22 protein-coding genes are annotated in these 23,045 nt (G+C 69.6%); 15 read left to right on the top strand and 7 right to left on the bottom strand.

Going from position 1 to position 23,045, the window contains the following annotated elements; genetic code table 11:
- Positions 1–86 precede the first annotated feature (86 nt).
- From MME74_RS17955 to MME74_RS17890, 14 genes are all read left to right on the top strand, one after another.
- The gene (locus tag MME74_RS17955) at positions 87–1,442 is read left to right on the top strand and encodes an extracellular solute-binding protein (protein WP_267416487.1); all 1,356 of its coding nucleotides are present in this window, start codon (positions 87–89) and stop codon (positions 1,440–1,442) included.
- Between the two features lie 17 nt (positions 1,443–1,459).
- Positions 1,460–2,389 carry a carbohydrate ABC transporter permease gene (locus MME74_RS17950; protein ID WP_267416486.1) on the top strand — a complete coding sequence of 310 codons (930 nt, stop codon included), beginning with the start codon at positions 1,460–1,462 and terminating at the stop codon, positions 2,387–2,389.
- The gene (locus MME74_RS17945; RefSeq protein ID WP_267416485.1) at positions 2,386–3,297 is read left to right on the top strand and encodes a carbohydrate ABC transporter permease; all 912 of its coding nucleotides are present in this window, start codon (positions 2,386–2,388) and stop codon (positions 3,295–3,297) included. The genes MME74_RS17950 and MME74_RS17945 overlap by 4 nt, the downstream gene beginning before the upstream one ends.
- Positions 3,294–4,127 (top strand): sugar phosphate isomerase/epimerase family protein, encoded by an 834-nt coding sequence (locus MME74_RS17940; RefSeq protein WP_267416484.1) that lies wholly within the window; start codon positions 3,294–3,296, stop codon positions 4,125–4,127. Before MME74_RS17945 ends, MME74_RS17940 begins: the two co-directional genes overlap by 4 nt.
- On the top strand, positions 4,124–5,242 hold the full coding sequence (locus MME74_RS17935) for a Gfo/Idh/MocA family protein (protein WP_267416483.1): 1,119 nt from the start codon (positions 4,124–4,126) through the stop codon (positions 5,240–5,242). The genes MME74_RS17940 and MME74_RS17935 overlap by 4 nt, the downstream gene beginning before the upstream one ends.
- Positions 5,239–6,105, top strand: a complete 867-nt coding sequence (locus MME74_RS17930; protein ID WP_267416482.1) for a sugar phosphate isomerase/epimerase family protein — start codon at positions 5,239–5,241, stop codon at positions 6,103–6,105. The genes MME74_RS17935 and MME74_RS17930 overlap by 4 nt, the downstream gene beginning before the upstream one ends.
- Positions 6,102–7,328: a mannitol dehydrogenase family protein gene (locus tag MME74_RS17925; RefSeq protein ID WP_267416481.1), complete on the top strand. Its 1,227-nt coding sequence runs from the start codon at positions 6,102–6,104 to the stop codon at positions 7,326–7,328. Before MME74_RS17930 ends, MME74_RS17925 begins: the two co-directional genes overlap by 4 nt.
- Positions 7,325–8,563 (top strand): D-mannonate dehydratase ManD, encoded by a 1,239-nt coding sequence (gene manD, locus MME74_RS17920; protein ID WP_267416480.1) that lies wholly within the window; start codon positions 7,325–7,327, stop codon positions 8,561–8,563. The genes MME74_RS17925 and manD overlap by 4 nt, the downstream gene beginning before the upstream one ends.
- 69 nt (positions 8,564–8,632) lie before the next feature.
- On the top strand, positions 8,633–9,382 hold the full coding sequence (locus tag MME74_RS17915; protein WP_267416479.1) for a phosphotransferase: 750 nt from the start codon (positions 8,633–8,635) through the stop codon (positions 9,380–9,382).
- 214 nt (positions 9,383–9,596) lie between these two features.
- Positions 9,597–10,223 (top strand): ABC transporter permease, encoded by a 627-nt coding sequence (locus MME74_RS17910; RefSeq protein WP_324170141.1) that lies wholly within the window; start codon positions 9,597–9,599, stop codon positions 10,221–10,223.
- Positions 10,216–11,253, top strand: coding sequence for a betaine/proline/choline family ABC transporter ATP-binding protein (locus MME74_RS17905; protein ID WP_324170123.1), 1,038 nt, complete (start codon positions 10,216–10,218; stop codon positions 11,251–11,253). The genes MME74_RS17910 and MME74_RS17905 overlap by 8 nt, the downstream gene beginning before the upstream one ends.
- Positions 11,250–12,032, top strand: coding sequence for an ABC transporter permease (locus MME74_RS17900; protein ID WP_267416476.1), 783 nt, complete (start codon positions 11,250–11,252; stop codon positions 12,030–12,032). Before MME74_RS17905 ends, MME74_RS17900 begins: the two co-directional genes overlap by 4 nt.
- 38 nt (positions 12,033–12,070) lie before the next feature.
- The gene (locus tag MME74_RS17895) at positions 12,071–13,006 is read left to right on the top strand and encodes a glycine betaine ABC transporter substrate-binding protein (RefSeq protein ID WP_267416475.1); all 936 of its coding nucleotides are present in this window, start codon (positions 12,071–12,073) and stop codon (positions 13,004–13,006) included.
- 80 nt (positions 13,007–13,086) lie between these two features.
- The gene (locus MME74_RS17890; protein ID WP_267416473.1) at positions 13,087–14,193 is read left to right on the top strand and encodes a mandelate racemase/muconate lactonizing enzyme family protein; all 1,107 of its coding nucleotides are present in this window, start codon (positions 13,087–13,089) and stop codon (positions 14,191–14,193) included.
- A gap of 74 nt (positions 14,194–14,267) precedes the next feature.
- On the opposite strand, the gene MME74_RS17885 is transcribed toward MME74_RS17890, so the two are convergent.
- Genes MME74_RS17885 through fae form a run of 7 tightly spaced genes read right to left on the bottom strand, consistent with a single transcriptional unit; the run spans position 14,268 to position 22,079 of the window.
- Positions 14,268–15,371: a glycerol dehydrogenase gene (locus MME74_RS17885; protein ID WP_267416472.1), complete on the bottom strand. Its 1,104-nt coding sequence runs from the start codon at positions 15,369–15,371 to the stop codon at positions 14,268–14,270.
- A gap of 42 nt (positions 15,372–15,413) precedes the next feature.
- Positions 15,414–16,826 carry an FGGY-family carbohydrate kinase gene (locus MME74_RS17880; RefSeq protein WP_267416471.1) on the bottom strand — a complete coding sequence of 471 codons (1,413 nt, stop codon included), beginning with the start codon at positions 16,824–16,826 and terminating at the stop codon, positions 15,414–15,416.
- A 1-nt stretch (position 16,827) separates the two neighbouring features.
- Positions 16,828–18,291, bottom strand: coding sequence for an FAD-binding oxidoreductase (locus MME74_RS17875; protein WP_267416470.1), 1,464 nt, complete (start codon positions 18,289–18,291; stop codon positions 16,828–16,830).
- Positions 18,292–18,341: 50 nt separating this feature from the next.
- Positions 18,342–19,121, bottom strand: coding sequence for an SDR family oxidoreductase (locus tag MME74_RS17870; protein ID WP_267416469.1), 780 nt, complete (start codon positions 19,119–19,121; stop codon positions 18,342–18,344).
- Between the two features lie 3 nt (positions 19,122–19,124).
- Positions 19,125–20,618, bottom strand: a complete 1,494-nt coding sequence (locus tag MME74_RS17865) for an NAD-dependent succinate-semialdehyde dehydrogenase (protein WP_267416468.1) — start codon at positions 20,616–20,618, stop codon at positions 19,125–19,127.
- On the bottom strand, positions 20,615–21,547 hold the full coding sequence (locus MME74_RS17860) for an NAD(P)-dependent oxidoreductase (RefSeq protein WP_267416467.1): 933 nt from the start codon (positions 21,545–21,547) through the stop codon (positions 20,615–20,617). Before MME74_RS17860 ends, MME74_RS17865 begins: the two co-directional genes overlap by 4 nt.
- Positions 21,548–21,569: 22 nt before the next feature.
- Entirely contained in the window at positions 21,570–22,079 is a 510-nt protein-coding gene (gene fae, locus MME74_RS17855; RefSeq protein ID WP_267416466.1) for a formaldehyde-activating enzyme, read from the bottom strand.
- A 103-nt stretch (positions 22,080–22,182) separates the two neighbouring features.
- On the opposite strand from fae, the gene MME74_RS17850 reads away from it, so the two are divergent.
- Positions 22,183–23,040 carry an IclR family transcriptional regulator gene (locus MME74_RS17850; protein WP_267416465.1) on the top strand — a complete coding sequence of 286 codons (858 nt, stop codon included), beginning with the start codon at positions 22,183–22,185 and terminating at the stop codon, positions 23,038–23,040.
- Positions 23,041–23,045: the final 5 nt, after the last annotated feature.

The following is a 23,045-nucleotide window of genomic DNA, read 5'->3' as shown; positions in this document are numbered from 1 at the left end:
CTGGCAATGGATTGCAAAGAATTGCCATGGCTGCCTACCTTGGCCAGGACGCAGTCACGTCCCTCACTGTCTCGAAGGAGAGTTCAATGAAGTCTCGACCCCTGATCGCCCTCGCGGCGACGGCCGCAGCGGCGATCGCCCTGACCGGATGCACGGGTACCTCCGGACCGGACGACGCCGGCTCCGGCGGTGCCGTCGACGGCACCGGCAAGACGCTCTCGGTGATGGTGGCGGCCAACGGCCTCTACCCCGAGCAGCAGAAGGAGTGGTTCCAGCAGGTCTCCGACGCCTTCGAAAAGAAGACCGGCGCGAAGGTCGAGTTCGAGACCTTCGCGAGCGCCAACGACGAGCTGACGAAGATCCAGACCTCCGTGCTCTCGGGCCAGGGGCCCGACGTCTACGGCCTCGGCACGACCTTCACCCCGACCGCGTATGCGACGGGCGCCTTCGTCAAGCTCACCGAAGCCGACTGGGACAAGGTGGGCGGGCGGGATCGCTTCGTGCCGTCCACCCTGGGCATCTCGGGCCCGAGCGACGAGGACGAGATCGCCATCCCGTTCGTGAGCCGGCCGTTCGTGATGGCCTACAACACCGAACTGCTCAAGGCCGCCGGCATCGATGAGGTGCCGACGACTTGGGACGAGCTGACCGCCGCCGCCGCGAAGATCGACTCCGGCGATGTGCAGGGCCTCGCGATCGGCTACGCCGACAGCTTCGACCCGTGGAAGTTCATCTGGGGCATGTCGGTGCAGGCGGGCAACCCCCTCATCGATGTGGACGCGAAGAAGGCGAAGATCGACGACCCGACGGTCGCCGCCGCCTACGACACCTACTTCGGCTGGTTCCAGGACGGGCTCGTCGACCCGGCGTCCGTCGGATGGAAGAACGCCCAGGCCGTGGCCGCGTTCGCCGAGGGCAAGGCCGGGTTCCTCCCGATGACGGCGGCCGTGTCCAAGCCCACGTTCGCCGAGTCTCCGGTCGCCGACTCCTACGCTTACGCGCTGCTGCCGACCGTGCCGCCGGGCGCGACCGAGCGCCCGAAGGACGGCAAGGACGCCGCGAGCATCCTCTCCGGCGACAACCTCGTCGTCGCCCAGTACTCGCCGAACCAGGACCTGGCCTTCGCGCTCATCGAGATGCTCACCAGCACCGAGTCGCAGATCGACTACTTCGACACCTTCGGCGAGCTGCCCACCGGGGTGGATGCCGCCGCGCAGGTGGAAAAGGACAACCCCGATCTGAGTGCCAACGTGCAGGCTGCGTCCAAGTCCGTCGCGACGCCGTTCACCGGCGCTTGGGGAGACACGCAGCTGGCTCTGACCAACGTCGTGGTGCAGTCGCTTCCGTCGCTGCAGGCCGGGAGCCTGAGCGAGGGCGACATCGCCTCAGCGATCGCCGAGGCCCAGGCGAGCTCGCAGTCCTCGCTGGACAAGTCCAAGTAGCGGGGCGAGGACCGCACATGGCGATCGCCACACCGACGAGGCGCAGACGCGCCGACGACACCCCGCCGAGCGAGCGGCCCCGACCGCTGTGGATGCTGCTCCCCGGTGGCGTGCTGATGGCGCTGCTGATCCTGGTGCCGCTGCTGCTGGCGTTCTGGATCTCGCTCCTCGATCTGGACCAGTACACGATCCGCCAGTGGCTGCAGGCCCCGTTCATCGCGTTCGGCAACTTCGTCGAGGCGTTCACCACCTCGCCGCTGCTGCGCGGCATCTGGCTGAGCGTCAGCTACGCGCTGATCGTGTCGGTGGCCGCGATCCCGATCGGCGTGCTCGCGGCGCTGGCCACGCAGAACGCGTTCCGCGGACGCGGGCTGGTGCGCTCGGTCTACCTGATCCCGTACATCCTTCCCGCGTTCGTCGTGGCCACCGTCTTCCGGGCGATGTTCCAGCCCGAGGGCGTGGTCGATGAGGCCTTCGGGGTGTTCGGGGTCGATCCCGGGCTGTGGCTGAACGGTCCGCAGAGCTACTGGACGCTCATCGTCACGCAGCTCTGGGTGAGCTGGCCCTTCGTGTACCTGCTGACGCTGGCCGGGCTCCAGGCGGTCGACGCGGAGGTGCACGAGGCGGCGGCGCTCGACGGAGCCGGCTGGGGGATCAAGTTGCGCAAGGTGGTCCTCCCGTACCTGCGCGGATCGATCCTGCTGGCGTTCATCCTCACCTTCCTGCACAGCATCAACGCCTTCACCATGCCGTTCGTCCTCTTCGGCATCCCGGCGCCCGTCGACATCGAGGTGCTGCCCGTCCTCACCTACGTCACCGCGTTCCAGAGCTTCCGGTTCGGGTTGTCCGCCGCGATGGCGGTCGCCTCGCTGGCGATCGTGGCGATCCCGCTGTTCATCTACCTGCGCGCCGTGCGCCTCGACACCGGAGAGGATGCGAAGCGATGAGCGTCACCACAACGATCGCGCAGGTCAACCCGCGCCGGAGCCGCCCTGGCGGACACAGCCAGGTGGATCGGCTGCTGCCGCGACCGCTGCTCGTCGCCGCGAACGTCGTCCTGTGCCTGCTCGTCTTCGGACCCGTCTCGTACATGCTGTTCGCCTCGATCAACGCGGACGTCGCGGTCGCCGGCGGCGCGTACTGGCCGACCGAGCTGCGCCTCGACAACTACGTCAAGGTCTGGCGCAGCGTCGACCTGGCCGGGGGTCTGGCCAACAGCCTCCTGATCTGCGGAGCGGTCGCCGTCGTCTGCGCGGCCGTGGCGGTGTCCATGGCCTGGGTGCTCGTGCGGTTCACCTTCATCGGACGCGTCACGATCCTCCGGGGACTGCTCGGGCTGCAGTCGGTTCCGGGGACGCTGATGCTGCTGCCGGTGTTCGTGATGTTCTCGACGCTGTCCTCCGTGCTGCGCATCCCCACCATCGGCACGCACTGGTCGGTCTTCATCACGTACCTCACCTTCGCGCTGCCGTTCTCGACCTGGGTGATGGTGACCTACATCCGCGGCCTCCCGCGCGAGCTGGAAGAGGCCGCCCGCATGGACGGCGCCTCCAACATCCGTGTCCTCACCCGCATCGTGCTGCCCCTGAGCTGGCCCGGGATCGTGGTCTCCGCGATCTTCGCGTTCCTGCAGGGGTGGAACGACGTCCTGTTCGCGTCGGTGATGACCAACCGCGACAGTCGCACCGCGGCGGTGGCCCTGCAGATCTTCGGCGCCACGCAGGAGACGGGCGCGGTGCCCTTGTACGGCCAGATGATGGCGGCCTCGCTCATCTGCGCCATCCCCGTCGTCGTGCTGTATCTCGTGTTCCAGCGGTATCTCGTAGGCGGTCTGACCGCAGGAGGAGTGAAATGACCCCGTGGCAGCTCTCAGGTTTCGGTGACGAGATCGACGCCGATCCGGTCGTGCAGGTCGCCGTGTTGCAGGCGCTCGGTGCGCGGCACATCGAGGTGCGGAGCGCGTGGGGGGTGAACATCGTCGACCTCGACGACACCCGGCTCGACGCGCTCGCCGCGGTGCTGCACGAGCGCGGCATGGCCGTCTCGGCGATCGCGTCTCCGGTGGGCAAGGTCGACGTGTCCCTGCCAGTCGAGCACGAGGTCGGTCGCCTGCAGCGGGCGATCCACGCGGCCGAGGTCCTCGGGACCCCGTACATCCGCATCTTCTCCTTCTTCCGCGCCGAGCACCTGGCCGCGGAGGACATCCGCGACGACGTGCTGGTCCGCATGGCGGCGCTCGCCCGCACGGCCGAGGCGGCCGGCGTCACGCTCGTCCATGAGAACGAGAAGGACATCTACGGCGACGTCCCCTCCCGCGTGCTCGACGTGATCGAATCGGTCGGCTCCGAGCGGCTCCGGGTGGCGTGGGACAACGCGAACTTCGTGCAGGTCGGCGTCCGGCCGTTCACCGACGGATATGCGCTGCTGCGCCCGCATCTGGAGTACCTGCAGCTGAAGGACGCGCTCGCCGTGACGGGTGAGGTGGTGCCGGTGGGCGACGGCGACGGCGAGCTGCGCGAGACCCTCACCGCCCTTCGCGATGACGGCTACGCGGGATTCGCCTCGCTCGAGCCCCACCTCGCCGATGTCCACACGCTCGGCGGATTCTCCGGTCCCGAGGCCTTCGGCCGGGCCGGGCGAGCCCTGCGCACCCTCACCGACGAGATCGGAGTCACCCTCTCATGACCGAAGGAACCCTCGACGTCGCCATCGTCGGATGCGGCATCATCGGCGTCAACCACGCCAGAGCCATCGCGCTCATCCCCGGAATGCGGATCACCGCCCTCGTGGACGAGGTGCCGGCCGCGACCGAGCGCCTGGCCGCGCTCATCGTCGACGAGCTCGGAGGAGAGCGGCCCACGACGCACGCCGAGATCGAGGCGATCCCGGACGGGGTGTCGGTGGTCGTGATCTGCACGCCGAGCGGATCCCACGTCGAGCTCGCCGAACGGGCCGTCGCGCGCGGGATGCACGTCGTGCTCGAGAAGCCGCTCGACGTCTCGATGGCGCGCGGGCGCCGCCTGGCGGAGATCGCCCGCGACGCCGAGGCGCGCGGCATCCGGATCTCGGTGATCAGCCAGCACCGCTACGACCCCGGAGCGGTGGCGGTGGCCGAGGCCGCGCACACCGGACGGCTGGGGCGGATCACCAGCGCGGTCGCCACCGTGCCCTGGTGGCGCTCGCAGGAGTACTACGACTCCGGAGCGTGGCGCGGCACCTGGGAGCTCGACGGCGGCGGCGCGGTCATGAACCAGGGGGTGCACACCGTCGATCTGCTGCTGTGGTTCCTCGGCACCCCGGTCGAGGTCTTCGCCCACACGGCGCTGCTCGCCCACGAACGGGTCGAGGTGGAGGACGTGGCCGTCGTCACGCTGCGCTTCGGGTCGGGCGCGCTCGCCGTGCTGCACGCCACGACCGCGGCGTTCCCGGATCAGCCGGTGCGCGTCGCGGTGCACGGTGCACAGGGCACCGGCATCGTCGAGAACGACCAGCTCGCCCACCTGTGGGTGGACGGGGAGACGATCGACCGCACAGCCGACTGGGTCCCCGCGGGCCATCGGCTCGGCGATGAGCGGGACCCGCAGGCCTTCGCCGACGGCCACGCCCGTCAGTACGCCGACATCGTCGACAGCATCCGCAGCGGACGCCCCTCACGGGTCGGGGTGCCCGAGGCGCTGATGGCCCTCGCCACGGTGCGCGGCATCTATGTCTCGGCGACCACCGGTTCCCCGGTGCGCATCGCCGATCTCATCGACGGCACCGTCGATGACAGTGAAGTGCGAACGGGAGGCATCGCATGAAATTCTCGGTGTTCACGGCGTCAGTGCCGGACTGGGAGCCCGCAGAGGCGGCTCGACGCATCGCCGCGATCGGCTACGACGGCGTCGAGTGGCGCATCACCGACCAGGAGGAGGCGGAACCGCCGGGATTCTGGGCCGGCAACCGGGCGACCTGGCCGCTCACGGGTCTCGAGCAGGTGGTACCGGAGATCGCCAGGGTCACTCGCGAGGCGGGTCTGGAGTTCAGCGGCATCGGCGGCTACGCGCCCGCCTCCGACCGTGACGACGCGCTCCGGATGCTCCGCGCGACGGCCGAGCTCGGCGCCCGGCAGGTCCGGATGCGCATCCCGTCCACCGACCTCCTCCAGGAGGGCTACCAGGCGGTGTTCGATCGGACCAGGACCGACCTGGAATGGGCGGCCGCGGAGGCGGGGCGGCTCGGCGTGAAGGTGCTCATCGAGCTGCACCACCAGACGATCACGTCATCGGCCTCGGCCGCGCGTCGACTGGTCGACGGCCTCGATCCGGGCACCATCGGAGTGATCCACGATCTGGGCAACCTCGTGATCGAGGGCCAGGAGGACACGCATGCCGGGCTCCAGCTCCTCGGGGAGTACCTCGCTCACGTGCACGTGAAGAACGCCACGTGGCAGCGGACCGGTGAGATCGGCGTCGACGGCGACGTGCGCTGGGAGTCGGCGTGGGCGACGCTCCGCGCGGGCATCGCCAGCGTTCCCGACTACTTCCGCGCGCTCGCCGAGGTCGGGTACGACGGCTGGGTGACGCTGGAGGACTTCTCGACCGAGGCTCCGCTGGAGGAGAGGCTGATCGACGATCTCGCGTTCCTCCGTGCGTCGGCCGACGCCGCGGGCATCGGGTCGTGACGGGGCCCGCGCGCACGCAGCATCCTCCGGTCCGCGCTGCCCACCTGGGCCTCGGTGCCTTCCACCGTGCGCACCAGGCCTGGTACACCCAGCAGGCCAACGATCGGACGCGCGCGGAGGAGGGCTGGGGCATCGCCGCCTTCACCGGTCGCACCCCGGCCGCCGCCGAGGTCCTGTCGGGCAGCGACGGCGTGTACACGCTGCTCGAGAGGTCGGCGGAGGGTGACCGGGTGGAGACGGTGCAGTCGATCGTGCGCGCGGTTCCCGGTGCCGACGAACGGTCGTGGCTCGACACGATCGCCGATCCGGAGGTCCGGGTGCTCACGGTCACGGTGACGGAGACGGCGTACTCCGCGACCTCCTCCGTGCCCGGTCGCATCGCCACGGCGCTCGCCCGCCGTGCCGCCGCCGAGGCCGGCGCGATCGCCGTCGTGAGCTGCGACAACCTGCCCCGCAACGGTCGGATGCTGCGCGACGTCGTGCTGGCCGCCGCCGGTGCCGAAGCGACGAGCGTCTCGGACATCGCGTCGTTCGTCGACACCGTGGTGGACCGGATCACCCCCGCCGTCACCGCGGAGGACATCGCCGTCGTGCGGGACATCACCGGGTACGACGACCCCGCCGCGGTGGTCACGGAGCCCTTCAGCGAATGGGTGCTCGCCGGCGACTTCCCCGGCGGAGCACCGGACTGGGCACAGGCCGGGGCGCGATTCGTGGCCGACGTCGGGCCCTATGAGGCCCGCAAGCTCTACCTGCTCAACGCCGGGCACAGCTTCCTCGCCGCGGCCGGCCGACTGCGCGGATACGAGACGATCGCCGAGGCCTTCGACGATGCCGTGCTGCGCGCCGACACCGAAGCGCTCTGGGCCGCGCAGCGGACGGCGGTCGACCTGCCCTCCGCCGAGCTCGACGACTGGCTGGACGCGCTGCGGATCCGCTTCGCCAACCCGCGCATCGCCCACCGACTCGATCAGATCCGACGCGACAGCCCGATCAAGGTCGCTCTGCGGCTCGTGGCACCCCTCCGCCGGCGGCAAGACGCCGACGACGCCGTGGACGAGGCGCAGCGGCACGCTGTGGAGACCTGGATCCGCTCGCTCCTCGAACTCGACCCGACCGATTCCGGGACGGCAGCCGTCGCCCGGGCCCTCTCCGCCGTGCCCGCGACGGACCGCACACGTACCGTCATCGACCACCTCACACCCGAAGGGACCCTCGCATGAGTATCGATAAGGCTGAGGTGATCGTCACCAGTCCGGATCGGAATTTCGTGACGTTGAAGATCACGACCGCGGATGGGGTGACGGGGTTGGGGGATGCGACGTTGAACGGGCGGGAGCTCGCGGTGGTCGCGTATCTGACCGAGCATGTGGTGCCGCTGTTGATCGGGGCGGATGAGTCGCGGATCGAGGACACCTGGCAGTTCCTCTACCGCAGCGCCTATTGGCGGCGGGGTCCGGTGACGATGGCCGCGATCGCCGCGGTCGACATGGCCCTGTGGGACATCAAGGGGAAAGTCGCCGGGCTCCCCGTGTACCAACTGCTGGGCGGTGCGAGCCGGAACGGACTCCTCGCCTACGGGCACGCGTCTGGGAAGGAGCTGCCCGAACTGTTCGACTCGATCCGTGCGCACCAGGCGCAGGGATACCGGGCGATCCGGGTGCAGACCGGGGTGCCGACCCTGAAGGCGATCTACGGGATCGCGTCGCAGGCCGCGGACGCCGGGGGTGGGGAGGCGCGGTACGACCACGAGCCCGCCCGCCGCGGTGCGCGTCCGGTGGAGGAGGACTGGGACACCCGGGCGTACCTGAACCATCTGCCCGGGGTGTTCGAGGCGGTGCGCAACGAGTTCGGGGCGGACCTGCCGTTGCTGCATGACGGGCATCACCGGATGACACCGATCCAGGCCGCACGGCTGGGCAAGGACCTCGAACCGTTCGACCTGTTCTGGTTGGAGGACTGCACCCCGGCGGAGAACCAGGAAGCTCTGCGTCTGGTGCGCCAGCACACCACGACGCCGCTCGCGATCGGGGAGATCTTCAACACGGTCTGGGACTTCAAGGACATCATCCGCGACCAGCTCATCGACTACGTCCGCGGCGCGGTCACCCACATGGGTGGGATCAGCGCGTTGAAGAAGACTCTCGACTACGCGGCCATGTACCAGATCAAATCCGGGATGCACGGCCCCACCGACATCTCCCCGGTCGGGATGGCCGCCGCGATGCACCTGGGTCTGTCGATCCACAACTTCGGCATCCAGGAGTACATGCAGCACGGCTCCCGCACCGACCAGGTGTTCCAGCAGTCGTTCACCTGGACCGACGGGATGCTGCACCCCGGGAACAAACCCGGACTCGGCGTCGACCTCGACCTCGACGAAGCGGGCAAGTACCCGTACGAGCAGGCCTACCTCCCCTACAACCGCCTCCACGACGGCACCGTCCACGACTGGTGACCCCGCACCCGCCCGGAAGCCGTCCGCTTCCGAGCGGGTGTGCGCGCCTCGGCGGGGTTGAATGGGGGGATGGATCACGAGGAGGCGCTGTCCGGGGGCAACGCGAGCGAATCGGTCGTGAAGATCGGTGGGACGGTGCGCAAGGCGTGGACGGAGAGCACCCCGAGCGTCGTCGGATTCCTGGAGTTCGTGCGGAGCCGCGGGGTCGATGCCCCGGCGCCGAGGGGGCAGGACGAACGCGGACGTCAGATCATCGAGTTCGTCCCCGGCCGGCTCGCGATCGACGCGGAGCCGTTGTCGCCTGTCGAACTGCACCGCGTGGGAGCGATGGTGCGGGCGATCCATGATGCGAGCGCCGACTTCCTGCCGCCCGCGGATGCGACATGGGACTCCGTGATTCCCGCGCCCGGCGCCGACCTGGTGTGTCACAACGACCTGGCCCCGTGGAACCTCATCATCGGGGAGCGATGGCTCTTCATCGACTGGGACGCGGCCGCTCCGAGCACCCGCCTGTGGGATCTCGCCTACGCGGCGCAGGCCTTCGCCCTCTCTCGACTGCAGACGCCCCCTGAGCAGGCGGCAGGCGACCTCCGAGCATTCGTCGATGGTTACGGTGCTGATGAAGAGCTCCGCGCTGCACTGCCTGATGCCATGACGCGAAGGGCGACGGCGATGCTCGAGATGCTCCGTTCGGCCCACGCGGAGCACCGCGAACCCTGGGCGAGCATGTTCGGCGACGGGCACGGGGCGCACTGGGAGGCGGCGGTCGACTACGCCGACTCCCACCAGGCCGTGTGGCAGTCGGCCCTCCGCATCTAGCGGGACATCGCGCCGCGCGATCGGCGATCGCGGTCCTCGTGTGGATCGAGAGCGCCCCGAAACGGCCCAGGCGTTGCCATATCAACACCTTCGGTTGCGACAATCACGACAGCCTCGTTACCTTACAGACGACGCCGGAATGGTCCGGCGCATCTCGAAGATGAGAGGAGGCAGTGTGAACGGACTCACCCCCGACGGTCTCCTCCAGTTCTGGGTGAAGCGCTGGGACGACATCCTCGACCTGGTGCTCCAGCACCTCGCGGTCGTCGCACTCAGCACCGTGATCGCGATCGCGATCGGCGTGCTCCTGGGCATCGCGGTCTGGAACCGCCCGACCGGTCGCGCCTTCACCATCGCCGCCGCCGGCGTGGCCATCACGATCCCGTCGTTGGCGCTGCTGGCCCTGATCACCCCGCTGTTCGGTCTGGGCTGGACGCCGACCGTCGTCGCGCTGGTGTTCTATTCGCTGCTGCCGATCGTGCGCAACACGGTTGTCGGGCTGCGCGACGTCTCGCCGGCGATCATGGAGTCCGCCCGAGGCATGGGGATGAGCAGCACGATGACGCTGTTCCGCGTGCAGCTCCCGCTCGCCTGGCCGATCATCCTCACCGGTGTCCGCGTCGCCGCGCAGCTCACGATCGGGATCGCGGCGATCGCGGCCTACGTCGCAGGCCCCGGTCTCGGCCGATACATCTTCCAGGGACTGTCGTCGCTCGGGTCCCTGAACGCGCTGAACTTCGCCCTCACCGGCACCCTCGGCGTCGTCATCCTCGCTCTGCTCGTCGACGGAGCATTCGTCCTGATCTCACGTCTCACCACCCCGAGGGGGCTCCGTGTCTGACTCCACCACCCGCACCGCGACCGGGGCGAAGCCCGCCTCCGAGGCCGCCGGCATCGTCCTCGAAGATGTCTCGAAGATCTATCCCGGCCAGTCGGTCAAGGCCGTCGAGGACTTCTCGATGGAGGTCGCACCCGGCGAACTCGTCATGTTCGTCGGCCCCTCGGGCTGCGGCAAGACGACCACCATGAAGATGGTCAACCGGATCATCGAGCCCTCCTCCGGCCGGATCACGGTCGGCGGTCAGGACGTCATGGGCCTGAACCCGAACGAGCTGCGTCGCCACATCGGCTACGTCATCCAGCAGATCGGCCTGTTCCCGCACATGACGATCGCCGACAACATCGCGGTCGTGCCGAAGCTGCTCGGGTGGTCGAAGCAGCGGATCGCGGAGCGCGTCGACGAACTGCTCCTCACGGTCCAGCTCGATCCCGGACAGTTCGCCGGTCGCTACCCCAAGCAGCTCTCGGGCGGGCAGCAGCAGCGTGTCGGTGTCGCACGTGCCCTCGCGGCGGACCCGCCCGTGATGCTGATGGACGAGCCGTTCGGCGCGACCGACCCGATCACGCGCGAGAAGCTGCAGGCCGAGTTCCTCCGCCTGCAGGACACGATCGGCAAGACCATCATCTTCGTCACGCACGACTTCGATGAGGCGATCCGCCTCGGTGACCGCATCGCCGTGCTGAGCGACCGCAGCCGGATCGAGCAGTTCGACACCCCGGCCAACATCCTCGCCGCTCCGGCCAACGACTATGTGCGGTCGTTCATCGGGCACGGCGCCGCGCTCAAGCGTCTCGCCCTGATCCCGATCGCCGAGGCCGCACTGGGGTCGTCGACGGGCGGATCCTCAGTGGTGAGCGTCGCCTCAGACGCCACCCTGCGCGATGCGCTGGACACGCTGGTGCTGGCGGGCACCCCGTCGATCGACGTGGTCGACAACACCGGAACCGCGGTGGGATCGATCGATCTGCAGCGGATCGCGGACGTGCTCGGCGCCGACCCCGCGCACCTGAGCCGGTCGGGTGCGCGATGACGGTCGTCACCGAGACCCAGGCGCTGTCGGCGGTGCGGATCGTGCCGCCGAAGCGCCGGATCATCACCCTGAAGCGGTTCATCACGCCGCTCGTCGTGGTCGTCGTCCTCGCCCTGCTCTACCTGTACGTGTCGACCCTGCAGCTCGACTCGATCGAGCAGCGCACCATCAACTGGGACTACATCAGCCTCCGCGTCGGGGAGCACCTCTCCCTCACGATCGCGGCGTCCGCCCTCGTCGCCGTCCTCGCGATCCCGCTCGGCATCGCCGTCGCGAAGGTCCCGTCGAAGGCGTTCCGCACCGTGGTCCTGGCACTCGCCAACGTCGGCCAGGCCACCCCCGCCGTCGGTGTCGTGATCCTGCTGGCCATCATCTGGCAGACGGGATACACGACGGCACTGGTCGCGCTGGTGATCTACTCGTTCCTTCCCGTGCTGCGCAACACGATGATCGGCATCCAGCAGGTCGACCCGAACGTGCGCGAGTCCGCGCGCGGCATGGGCATGACCCCGGCCGGTGTCCTGGCGCGGATCGAGCTGCCGCTGGCCGTGCCGGTGATCCTGGCCGGGCTGCGCACCGCTCTCGTGTTCTGCGTCGGCGTCGCGACCATCGCGACCTTCATCAACGCCGGCGGCCTCGGCGACATGATCGTCAACGGCCTGAAACTGCAGCGCTACCCCGTGCTCGTGGTGGGCGCCGTGCTCGTCGCCTGCATCGCGCTGCTCATCGACTGGATCGCCGCCGTCGCCGAAGACATCCTCACCCCGCGCGGCATCTGACCGCATCCTGCATCACCCACCCGAATAGGAGATACACAATGAGGCGCAAGCTCCTCCCCATCGTCGCGCTGGCTGCGGCCGCCGCGTTCACCCTGGCCGGCTGCTCCGGTGGCACGGACGCCGCGAGCGGAAGCAAGGGCGACGAGTTGACCGGGCTGTCCGGCGACATCGGCGCCAAGGACTTCTCCGAGCAGTTCATCCTCGCCCACATCACCTCGCAGCTGCTCAACGCCCACGGTGCCTCCACCGAGGCGAACACGAACCTCGTCGGGTCCGCGAACGTCCGCCAGGCCCTCGAGACCGACCAGTTCCTCGGCTACTGGGAGTACACCGGCACGTCGTGGATCACCTACAACGGCAACACCGCGCCGGTGAAGGGCGCGGAGGAGCAGTTCGAGGCCACGAAGAAGGCCGATGCGGAGAAGGGCATCGCCTGGCTCGACCCGGCACCCCTGAACAACACCTACGCCTTCGCGATCCGTGCAGACGAGGCGAAGAAGCTCGGTGTGAAGACCCTCTCCGACGTCGCGAAGCTCGACCCCGCGGATGCGACCTTCTGCGTCGAGAGCGAGTTCTCCACCCGTGACGACGGCTGGCCGGGGCTGAAGGCGGAGTATGGCATCGACGTGCCCGACTCGAACGTCGCGATGCTCGACACGGGCGTCATCTACACCGCCACCGCGAAGGGCGACGACTGCAACTTCGGCGAGGTGTTCCAGACCGACGGCCGCATCCCGGCCCTGGGCCTGGTCGTGATGGAGGACGACAAGCAGTTCTTCCCCTCCTACCAGGGCGCCTTCACGCTCAAGCAGGACACCCTCGACGAGTTCCCGGCGATCGCCGACGTCCTCGCCCCGGTGTCGGAGCTGCTCACGGTCGAGGAGATGCAGAAGCTCAACGCCCGGGTCGACGTCGACGGCGACGATCCGGCGGATGTCGCCACGGATTGGCTGAAGGAGAACGACTTCATCTGATCCCCACGGCCCCCGATCCGCCTCGCGGAACGGGGGCCGTGCTGCATCCCGACCCGCACGCACCGACGAGAGACGACGTCATGAAGATCACCGCGATCGAACTCACCCGACTGAACCTGCCGCTCACGCCGCCGTTCCACGCGGCCTGGGACCCGAACCCCCGCACCGACTTCCCCGCCACCCTGGTCACCGTCCGCACCGACGAGGGCATCACCGGCTACGGCTCTGGCGACACCATGGACGGTTTCGACGCCTACCGTGACCTGTTCCTCGGCACGGACCCGATGCAGATCCTCAGTCAGGTGCGCCGCATCGAGACCATCAACTTCCACGGCGGCCGGTACTGGCCCCTCGAAGCCGCCCTGTGGGACATCATCGGCAAGGTCGCGGGCCTCCCCGTGGCCGCATTCTTCGGCGGCGCCCGCGACCGACTGCCCGCCTACGCCTCCTCCGGCGAGCTGAAGGCCCCGGAGGCTCGGGCCGAGGCCGCCGTGGCCGCCAAGGAGCTCGGCTTCCGGGCCATGAAGATCCGGATCGCCCGCGACCGGCTGCGCGAGGGGATCGCCTCCGTCCGGGCCGCGAGGGAAGCGGTCGGCGAGGACTTCGACCTCATGGTCGACCTCAACCAGATGTGGCGGATGTCGGGCGACATCGAGGCCGCGCTGCCGCTCGCGAAGGTGCGGAGCCTCGCAGCGGAGCTGCATGACCTCGGGGTGCTCTGGCTCGAGGAGCCGTTGCCGCAGGTGGATGTGGCCGGTGCCCGCAGAGTGCGCGCCGAGACCGGCATCCAGGTCGCGGGCGGGGAGATGGTGCGGAGTCTCCCCGAGATGCTCGCGCTCGTCGAGCAGGACGCCTTCGACATCTACCAGCCGGACGTCGCGCTCGCGGTCGGCATGTACCGCGCCCGGCAGGTCGCCGAGGCCGCCGACGCGAAGCACCGCATGTTCACGCCGCACACCTGGTCGAACGGTCTCGGACTGCTCGCGAACCTGCAGGTCGCGGCGGGCATCGACGCCCGGCCCTACATCGAGTTCCCCTTCGACCCGCCGGGATGGACGCCGGAGCGCCGTGACTTCTTCCTGCGGCCCCTGATGATCGACGCGCACGGCGACCTGCTCGTGCCCGATGCCCCGGGCCTCGGCGTCGAGATCGACCACGACGCCGTCGCGCGGTACACGGTGGGCTGATCCCTCGCGTCGAGATCCGGTGACGAAAGGAGCCCCGCACGGACATCGTGCGGGGCTCCTTCGGTTGCGTGGGGTCAGGCGTGCTTACGTGCCGCCGTGATCGCGTCGAGGGCCAGGATCGCGTCGCGGATGATCGGGACCGACACCTCCACGGGGCAGGCGACGGCCGACTCGCCCTCGGCCATCGCTCCCTCGCCGATCCGCTCCGCGATCTCGCGCGTGTTCGTCGTGATGCCGAGTTCGGCGAGGGTCGTCGGCAGTCCGACCGCCTCGCAGAACTCGATCATCTCGAGCAGCTCGGAGAACGGACGGTTCTCCAGGAGGAGCAGGCAGAGCGTGCCGAACGCGACCTTCTCGCCGTGCAGCACGCCGTGGGCCTCCGGGATGGCGGTGAGGCCGTCGTGGATGGCGTGCGCGGCCGAACAGCCCAGGTTCTCGAAGCCCACGCTCGAGAGGAGCATGTTCGCCTCGATCACGTTCTCGACGGCGAGGGTGTGCAGCCCCTGCTCGACGGCGAGTTTCGCCTTCACACCATCGGTCAGGAGCGCCTCATGGCAGGCCTTCACCAGGGCGATCGCCGTGAGGGTGGGCGGGAAACCGCCCTGCACGTAGTTCGGCGTGCGCGACTCGAGATTCGAGCGGGCCTCGAACCACGTGGACAGCGCGTCGCCCATGCCGGACACCAGGAAGCGGGCCGGAGCGCCAGCGACGATCTCGCTGTCGACCACCACGAGGTCGGGGTTGCGCGGCAGACGGTCGGAGCCGTTCCAGACACCTTCGGGCGTGTACCGCACCGCGACGGCGCTGCACGGCGCATCCGTCGACGCGATGGTCGGCACGATGACGGTCCACGCGCCGACGGCGTGCGCGGCGATCTTCACGGTGTCCGCCGTCTTGCCTCCGCCCACGGCCACCAGGGTGTCGGCACCGTGCTCACGGGCGATGGCCGTGACCCGATCGATCTCGGCATCCGTCGTCTCGCCGCCGAACGCCTCGATCCGTGCGTCGATGCCGGCACCCGTGAGGTCGGTCGAGATGACGTCACGCAGCCGCTCGAGCAGGAACGGGTCGATGAGCACGAGCGCACGCGTACCCAGCGGTGCCAGGTGCTGGGACAGGCGGGAGATCTCGCCGCGACGTTGGATGTACTTGCCGGGGCCGGCGTAGGCGCGGGACATCGGAGACCTTTCGGGTCGGAGGAGGGGAGGGGGAGAACGGGGTCAGGCGGGGAGGTGCGCGGCGGACCACGAGGTGAGCGCGTCCATCTGCTCGCGGATACCGCGGTGCCACGGCCGCAGACGGCCGTAAGCCTCGGCTGCGGCCGACGGGGGCTGCTCCTCGGTGCGACCGACCATCGCCCGGACGGCCGTGTCCCAATCCGGGTGCAGTCCGCTGCCGACGGCCGCGCACACGGCGGCACCGATGCCGGCCGCGTCGTCCACGCCCGCCCTGCGCACCGGCAGGCCGAGCACGTCCGAGATGATGCTCACCAGCAGGGGGGACTGCGCGCCGCCGCCGGTCACGATGACCGAGCGGAACGGGCGGCCGAGTTCTTCGGCCATCGCGTCGATGTGGTCGGCCATGGTGAAGGCGATGGCCTCGAGGATCGCGCGGTGCAGGTGCCCGCGCCCCTGCATGCCCGAGAAGCCGACGAACCCGCCGCGACGGTGCGGCGCCTCGGCGGGTGCGAGCCAGTCGAGGACCGCGGCGATCCCCTCGCAACCCGGGGGCACGGCGGACGCGGCCTCACCGAGTTCGCGGTCCAGGGCGTAGATGTCGTCGCCTCCGTCGCCCGAGGTCTGCACGAGCGAGCGGAGCCAGCTCACCGTCCACATGCCGCGGCGGATGCCCGTGGACTCCGCGAGGTACTGGCCGGGGCGTGAGCCGAAGTTGCTCCAGTGGTCCCGTCCGCTGTCGGGGGAGTCGGAGACGGTCATCGCGGCGATGTAGGTGCCGAGGGAGAGCAGGACGTCGTCCGGGGAGTCGAGTCCGGCGCCCAGTGCCTCGACCGCCTTGTCGTTCGCCGTCGCGAACACCGGGAGGCCCACCGGCAGTCCCATCTCAGCGGCGGCGTCTCGCGTGATCTCGCCGAGGAGCCCGCCCGGTTCGACGAGCGCGGACAGCATGTCCCTCGTCATGCCCGTGCGCTCGTAGGCCTCGGGGTTCTCGCTCCACGCCCAGGTCTCGAGGTCGATCGGCCACACGCCCTGGTAGTTCGCCGCCGCGTCGGTGAAGCGTCCGGTCAGGCGATGGGACACGTATCCGGACGAGGTCGTCACGCGCGCGACACCGTCGGCCGGCTCGTGGGCCCGGCCGACGCGCTCGTCCATCCAGCTCAGCAGGGGCTCGGCCAGGCTGCCGTCGGCACGCAGCAGCGCGCGGCAGAAGCGGATGGTGCACAGGCCCACCGCCGTGATGTCCGCGACGTCGCCGGTGAAGCGCGACATCGCGATGCGGCACGCCGCCGCGATCGAGTCCCACACGTCGTCCTCGGGGTGCACGCTGCGCCCCGGAGCCGGTGTCTCGTAGGGACGCAGCCCGACCCGGGCGAACGCATGCACGCGCCCGCCCTCGTCCACGATGAGGACCTTGGTCGACTGCGATCCGTTGTCGATCGCGACGACGAACCCCACCTCAGTCCTCCAGCGCGAAGATGGTGCCGGGGTTCATGATGCCGTTCGGGTCGAGGACGGCCTTCAGGCGCTCCAGCAGCACCGTCGCCGAGCCGTGCTCCTCGTGCGTCCACGGCGTGCGGTACTTGCCGATGCCGTGGTGATGCACCATGGAGCCGCCGTGGCGCAGCGCCTCCTCGACCACGATCGCGTTCAGCGGCTCGTGGTACTCGGTGATCTCCTGTCGCGGCTCGACGGTGATGTTGTAGTCGTACACGAAGTACAGGTTCGTGCCCGTCTGGTAGCTGTGCGAGGAGTGCGCGCCGAGCATGGTCAGATCGGCGGCACGCGGGAACTCCTCGCGCACGCGGCGGATGACGGCCTCGTAGAGATCCACGACCCGCGACCAGTCGACCGACACCTCAGTCGTGTAGCCGAGGTGGGCGTTCGTGAGCATGTCGGCCTTCTCGCGGTCGATCTTGTCCTGCCCCCAGTTGAGGTTCTGGAACCACTGCTCGATCAGGGCGTCGTCGACGCGCACGTGCTCCTTGTCGGCGAACACCTCCACGATCGCCTCGGCCGTCGCGTCGGCGAGGCGCTTCGGGCCCTCCGCCACGAGCACGACGACGTTCTTGTCGTCGAAGAAGTGCGAGAAGTGCTGACGGGCGTCCTCCGGCGAGTAGACCCGCGCGACCGAGGGGCGGTACCCCTGGGTGACCAGCTGACGCAGGGCCTCGACACCGGTGCCGAACTCCTCCGTCAGGAAGCCGAAGAAGCGCAGGTTCTCGGGCTGGTACGGCCAGATCTTGACGGTGACCTCGGTGATGAAGCTCATCGCGCCCTCGTTGCCGATGATGAGGTGGCGGATGTCGGGGCCGGCCGCCCGGCGCGGCACGTTCTTGATGCGCGTGACGGTGCCGTCGGCCAGCACGGCCTCCAGCCCGACGACCATGTCCTCGATGCCGCCGTAGAGGGTGGAGAACTGCCCGATCGAGCGCGTGGCGACGAGGCCGCCGTACTGTGCGAGGGGCTTCGACTGCGGAGAGTGGCCCGTCGTGTAGCCGATCGCACGCAGCTCATCCTCGACCCGCTGCAGCGGAGCGCCGGCCTGCACCGTCACCATCATGTCGGTGGTGTTCACCGCGAGCGTGCGGTCCATCCGCGAGCCGTCGAGCACGATCGTGTCCGGCACGACGACCTCGAGTCCGCCCTCGGTCGCCGTCCGGCCGGTGCGCGGCACCACGGCGATGAGGTTCTCGTTGGCGAAGCGCAGGATCTGCGCGACCTGCTCGGTCGACGTCGGGTAGACGATCGCCGAGGGGAACGGCCCGTCGAAGATGCCGTGCACGGCGGAGTACTTCTTGAAGCGGTCGACGCTCGCCTCGCGCAACGCGGTCTCGTCGGTGTCGATCTGGTCCGGGCCGACCAGCGCGGTGAGCTGCTCGACGATCTGCGCGCCGGTGAGCGGGGAACGGGAATCTGCCATCATCTTCTCCTGGTGGAAGGGGTGGTCTGCGGGTGGTGTCTGCGCGGGCGTCAGCGGACGAGGTAGCCGCCGTCGACGACCAGCGTGTGTCCGTTGACGTAGTTCGCGGCGGGGCTGGAGAGGAACACGAGTGCGCCCATCAGGTCGGCCGGGTCGCCCCAGCGGCCGGCGGGGACGTGGTCGACGATGCGCGAGTTCGCCGTCTCATCCGCTCTGGTCTGCGCGGTGAGGGGAGTGGCGAAGTACCCGGGAGCGATCGCATTCACCTGGATGCCGTAGGCACCGAGCTCGTCGGCGTACGCCTTCGTGAAGCCCATCACACCGGCCTTGCTCGCGGCGTAGGCGGGGGACTGCTTGCCGCCGAGGAACGCGAACAGGGAGGCGATGTTGACGATCTTCCCCGATCCCTGGGGGATGAAGGTCCGCGCGGCGGCCTCGGAGAACTCGAACGTCGCCGTGAGGTTCACCCCGATCATCGGGTCCCACTTCTCACGGCCGAACTCGCGCACGTCCTCGCTGAGCAGGTTGATGCCCGCGGCGTTGACGAGGATGTCGAGGCCACCGAGCTCGTCGATGCACTGGTCGACCATGCGCTGCGGTGCACCCGCCTCGGTCGCATCCACCGAAGCGAACACGTAGCGGCGTCCGGTCTCCTCGACCAGGCGACGCGTCGTGCCGTCGTCGTCGGCGAGCGAGGGGACGAAGACATCGGCGCCCGCGGCCGCGAGTGCCACGGAGAACGCACGACCGAGACCGCCGTTGCCGCCGGTCACCATCGCGCGTTTGCCGGCGAGCGAGAACAGCGCCGTGCTGAAGTCGGTGATCTCCATGACTCAAGCCTCCCGTGAAGCGAAGGGATCCGCGATACCGACGTAGGTGGTCTCGAGATACTCGTGGATGCCCTCGAACCCGCCCTCGCGGCCCAGGCCGGACTGCTTCACGCCGCCGAAGGGCGCTGCGGGGTTGGAGACCACGCCGGCGTTCAGGCCGAGCATGCCGGTCTCCAGCTCCTCTGCCAGGCGCAGACCGCGGTCGAGGTCGCGCGTGTACGCGAAGCACACCAGCCCGAACTCGGTGGCGTTCGCGAGTCGGATCGCCTCCTCCTCGGTGGAGAACGTGGTGATCGGGGCCACCGGTCCGAAGATCTCCTCGCCGAGGATGTCGGCGCCCTCGGGGACGTCGACGAGCACGGTCGGCTCGTAGAAGTAGCCGGCGCCGGGGATCGCGTTGCCGCCGACGGCGACGCGAGCGCCCTGTGCGACGGCGCCGGTCACGAGCTCGGCGACCTTGTCGCGCGTCGCGGCGTCGACCAGCGGGCCCATGGTCGAGTGCGGCTCAGTGCCGCGGGCCGGGACGAACGCGGCGATCCGCGCGGTGAACTTCTCGGAGAACTCCGCAGCGACGGAGTCGTGCACGAGGAAGCGGTTGGCCGCGACGCACGCCTCACCGCCGTTGCGCATCTTCGCCGCGACGGCGCCATCTACCGCGGCATCGATGTCCGCGTCCTCGAACACGATGAACGGGGCGTTGCCGCCGAGTTCCATCGAGACGCGCAGCACCTGATGGGCGGAATCGGCGATGAGTCGTCGTCCGACCTCGGTCGACCCCGTGAACGACAGCTTGCGCAGGCGCTCGTCCGCGATGAGCGGGGCGGTCACGGCGCCGGCACGGCTCGTCGGGATGACGTTCAGCACGCCCCGGGGGAGTCCTGCCTCCTCCAGCACCTGCGTGAGCAGGAGCGCGGTCAGCGGCGTGAGGGCGGCGGGCTTGAGCACCATGGTGCATCCGGCCGCGATCGCCGGGGCGATCTTCCGGGTCGCCATCGCCAGCGGGAAGTTCCACGGCGTGATGAAGAGACTCGGTCCGACCGGGCGCTGCACAACGACGAGGCGGTTGCGGCCGTCTGGCGCCGTGGCGTAGCGGCCGGAGATGCGCGGGGCCTCCTCACTGAACCAGCGCAGGAACTCGGCACCGTAGGCGACCTCCCCGCGCGCCTCGGCCAGCGGCTTGCCCATCTCGAGCGTCATCGTGAGGGCGAACTCCTCGGCGCGCTCCGTGACCAGGTCGAACGCGCGCCGGAGGATCTCGGCGCGTTCCCGCGGTGCGGTGCGGCCCCAGGCCTTCTGTGCCGCGTGCGCGGCGGCGAGGGCGGCGTCGCCGTCGTCCGGCGAGGCGTCGGCGACGGTCGCGAGCACCTGCTCGGTGGACGGGTCGATCACGTCGAAGCGGTTGCCAGTGGAGGACGGGCGCCACTGGCCGTCGATGTAGAGGTCGACGGGAAGGTCGGCGACCAGGGAGGTCTCATCCAGGGGAGCGGGCTGGCTCATCGTGCGATCTCCTCCGCGGGGGTGCGGCGCAGTGGTGCGCCGACGAGGTCTTCGTAGAGCTTGAAGGGGGTCATCTCACCGGCGCGGTCGCCGAACATGGCCTTCGCGCGGCGGAACTGCTGCTCGACCAGGGCCGAGAGCTCGAACGGCATGCCGACGGAGCGTGCGAGGTCGACCGAGAGGCCGAGGTCCTTGCAAGCGAGCACCAGGGCGAACCCCTCGTCGTAGTCGCCGTGGTCGAGGATCGACAGCACATCGTGCTCGAGGAAGTTGCTGTTCGCCGGGCTCGCCACGAGCGAGCGGCGGAGCACCTCGAGGTCGACGCCCGCCTTGACGCCGACCGAGAGCACCTCGGCGGTCGCGACGAGGTGGGTGAACCAGAGCTGGTTGATCATGAGCTTCACGGCGTATCCGGCGCCGTGCGCGCCCACGTGCAGGACGCGGTCCGGATCGCCCATCGCGTGGAACACCGGGAGCAGGCGCTCCACGTCTTCCGCGTCGCCGCCGATGAAGATCTGGAGAGTGCCGTTCGCGGCCCCGACCGACATGCCGCTGACCGGGGCGTCCAGCACGCGCAGACCGCGGGCGGCGTGGTCGGCGCGCACGGCGTTCGCGACCTCCGGGACGGACGTCGACATGTCGATCCAGGTGCCGCCGTCGGCGATGCCGGCGAGGATCCCCTCCGCGCCGTGCAGCGCATCGGCGACGTGCCGCGGCGTCGGCAGCATGGTGATCACGAGATCGCTGTTCGCGGCGACGGCGGCGGCGGTGTCGACCCAGCGGGCGCCGCCGGCGACGAGCTCTGCGGCCGCCTCCGGGCGGAGGTCCGTCACCACCAGCGGGAATCCCGCGGCCTGCAGGTTGCGGGTCATGCCGCTGCCCATGCTGCCGAGGCCGATGAAGCCGACGGTGGGGAGGTTCTCAGTCATCAGGGGTGCGTCTCTCTGCGGATCAGTCGGCCGGTGCCGTGTAGAAGGGGTTGCGGGGTTCGTTGCGGGCGGCGAGCACGTCGGCCAGCGCCGGCAGGTGCTCGACCCCATTGTGCAGGGCGGTGCGTGTGGCCTCGCGGTTGTGCCGGTAGACGGCGTCGGCGTCGTCGGCGCCGGGGTTCACCCACACGGCCGCGATGATCACGTCGGTGTCGGCCTGCTCCTCGGTGATGACGCCCTCCGCGACGGCATCGGCGACACCTGCGGCGACGCCGGCCTGCGCGGGACCCCAGATCATGAGGCCGTGCGCGTCCGAGTCGGGTGCAGACTTGGTGACGAAGAGGGTGAGCGGCTTCACGGGCAGCGACGGCTGGAGCACGGCGACGAACGGGACGTGACCGGTGCTGGGGGAGCCGAGGGCGGTGGCCCAGGCGGTGCCTGCGGGGCCGGAACGTGCTCCCGCGACCGTGTTGATGTGGGCGGCATTGACGCCCTCGCCGACGAAGCTCTCTCCGATTCTCGGATCGCTCATGTGGGGTCCTTTCTCTCCATCGAGGTGCTGGCGAGAACACACTACGAACGGCGATGCCTTTTTGCCACTTGCTGATGCAAATATGGCAACCTACGATGAGGGCATGAGCAGCGAAGTCACCGTCCCCCGTCGGAACACCTCCGGCCTCACCCGTGACATCGAGATCCTCGAGATTCTCGGCAGTCCGGAAGCCGCCCCGAGTGGTCTCGGCGTCGTCCGTGTCGCCCAGCTCACCGGGCGCGACAAGGCCGTCGTCTCGCGGTCTCTCGCGACCCTCGCCGAGGCCGGGCTCGTGGAGCGCGACGAGAGCACGCTCGCCTACCGCCTCGGGTCGCGCCTGTATGCGATGGCCGGCCTCACCCTCGAGAGCCGACTGGTCTGGAAGTCGCGTCCGATCCTGCGCAGGACCGCGCAGCAGGCTCGCGAGACCACTCACCTCTGCGTGCTCCGGGGCGGCAACGTGCTCACCATTGCGAGCGAGCTGAGTCCGCACGAGTTCCGCACGACCGGCTGGGAGGGTGTCACGACCGCGGCCTGGCGCACTCCTTCGGGGCGGGCACTGCTGAGCGACTGGGACGAGGTCGCGCTCGAGCGGTGGTACGAGGAGCACGGCCAGGATCAGGTCATCGTCGGGCCGCTTCCCTCGCACTCCGCGGGGTTCGCGGTGCTGCAGGCGCCGCCCGCCGACAAGGTCATCGTCTCGGACCTGCCCTCGCTGCGGTCGGAGCTCGAGCGGATCCGCGAGACGGGCTATGCGCTGCTGGACGAAGAGCTCGAACTCGGCGTGGTCGGTGCGTCCGCGCCGGTGCGGGACTACAACGGGCGGATCATCGCCGCCCTCAACGTGAGCGCGCCGAAGATGCGCATCGGAGACCGACTGGAGAGCCTCGCTCGTTACGTCTCCTCGGCGGCGGCGGAGCTCTCCCGGCAGCTGGGCTACGCGGACCGCTCGGACGCCTGACCGAG

This window comes from Microbacterium oxydans, assembly GCF_026559675.1.
GTDB lineage: Bacteria > Actinomycetota > Actinomycetes > Actinomycetales > Microbacteriaceae > Microbacterium > Microbacterium oxydans_D.
This window is presented reverse-complemented; position numbering and strand designations above follow the sequence as displayed.

Bases quoted from the DNA above. Each gene is read 5' to 3' on its own strand.
- MME74_RS17955 (WP_267416487.1), top strand. From the start codon at position 87: ATGAAGTCTCGACCCCTGATCGCCCTCGCGGCGACGGCCGCAGCGGCG.
- MME74_RS17950 (WP_267416486.1), top strand. From the start codon at position 1,460: ATGGCGATCGCCACACCGACGAGGCGCAGACGCGCCGACGACACCCCG.
- MME74_RS17945 (WP_267416485.1), top strand. From the start codon at position 2,386: ATGAGCGTCACCACAACGATCGCGCAGGTCAACCCGCGCCGGAGCCGC.
- MME74_RS17940 (WP_267416484.1), top strand. From the start codon at position 3,294: ATGACCCCGTGGCAGCTCTCAGGTTTCGGTGACGAGATCGACGCCGAT.
- MME74_RS17935 (WP_267416483.1), top strand. From the start codon at position 4,124: ATGACCGAAGGAACCCTCGACGTCGCCATCGTCGGATGCGGCATCATC.
- MME74_RS17930 (WP_267416482.1), top strand. From the start codon at position 5,239: ATGAAATTCTCGGTGTTCACGGCGTCAGTGCCGGACTGGGAGCCCGCA.
- manD (WP_267416480.1), top strand. From the start codon at position 7,325: ATGAGTATCGATAAGGCTGAGGTGATCGTCACCAGTCCGGATCGGAAT.
- MME74_RS17915 (WP_267416479.1), top strand. From the start codon at position 8,633: ATGGATCACGAGGAGGCGCTGTCCGGGGGCAACGCGAGCGAATCGGTC.
- MME74_RS17900 (WP_267416476.1), top strand. From the start codon at position 11,250: ATGACGGTCGTCACCGAGACCCAGGCGCTGTCGGCGGTGCGGATCGTG.
- MME74_RS17895 (WP_267416475.1), top strand. From the start codon at position 12,071: ATGAGGCGCAAGCTCCTCCCCATCGTCGCGCTGGCTGCGGCCGCCGCG.
- MME74_RS17890 (WP_267416473.1), top strand. From the start codon at position 13,087: ATGAAGATCACCGCGATCGAACTCACCCGACTGAACCTGCCGCTCACG.
- MME74_RS17885 (WP_267416472.1), bottom strand. From the start codon at position 15,371: ATGTCCCGCGCCTACGCCGGCCCCGGCAAGTACATCCAACGTCGCGGC.
- MME74_RS17875 (WP_267416470.1), bottom strand. From the start codon at position 18,291: ATGGCAGATTCCCGTTCCCCGCTCACCGGCGCGCAGATCGTCGAGCAG.
- MME74_RS17870 (WP_267416469.1), bottom strand. From the start codon at position 19,121: ATGGAGATCACCGACTTCAGCACGGCGCTGTTCTCGCTCGCCGGCAAA.
- MME74_RS17865 (WP_267416468.1), bottom strand. From the start codon at position 20,618: ATGAGCCAGCCCGCTCCCCTGGATGAGACCTCCCTGGTCGCCGACCTT.
- MME74_RS17860 (WP_267416467.1), bottom strand. From the start codon at position 21,547: ATGACTGAGAACCTCCCCACCGTCGGCTTCATCGGCCTCGGCAGCATG.
- fae (WP_267416466.1), bottom strand. From the start codon at position 22,079: ATGAGCGATCCGAGAATCGGAGAGAGCTTCGTCGGCGAGGGCGTCAAT.
- MME74_RS17850 (WP_267416465.1), top strand. From the start codon at position 22,183: ATGAGCAGCGAAGTCACCGTCCCCCGTCGGAACACCTCCGGCCTCACC.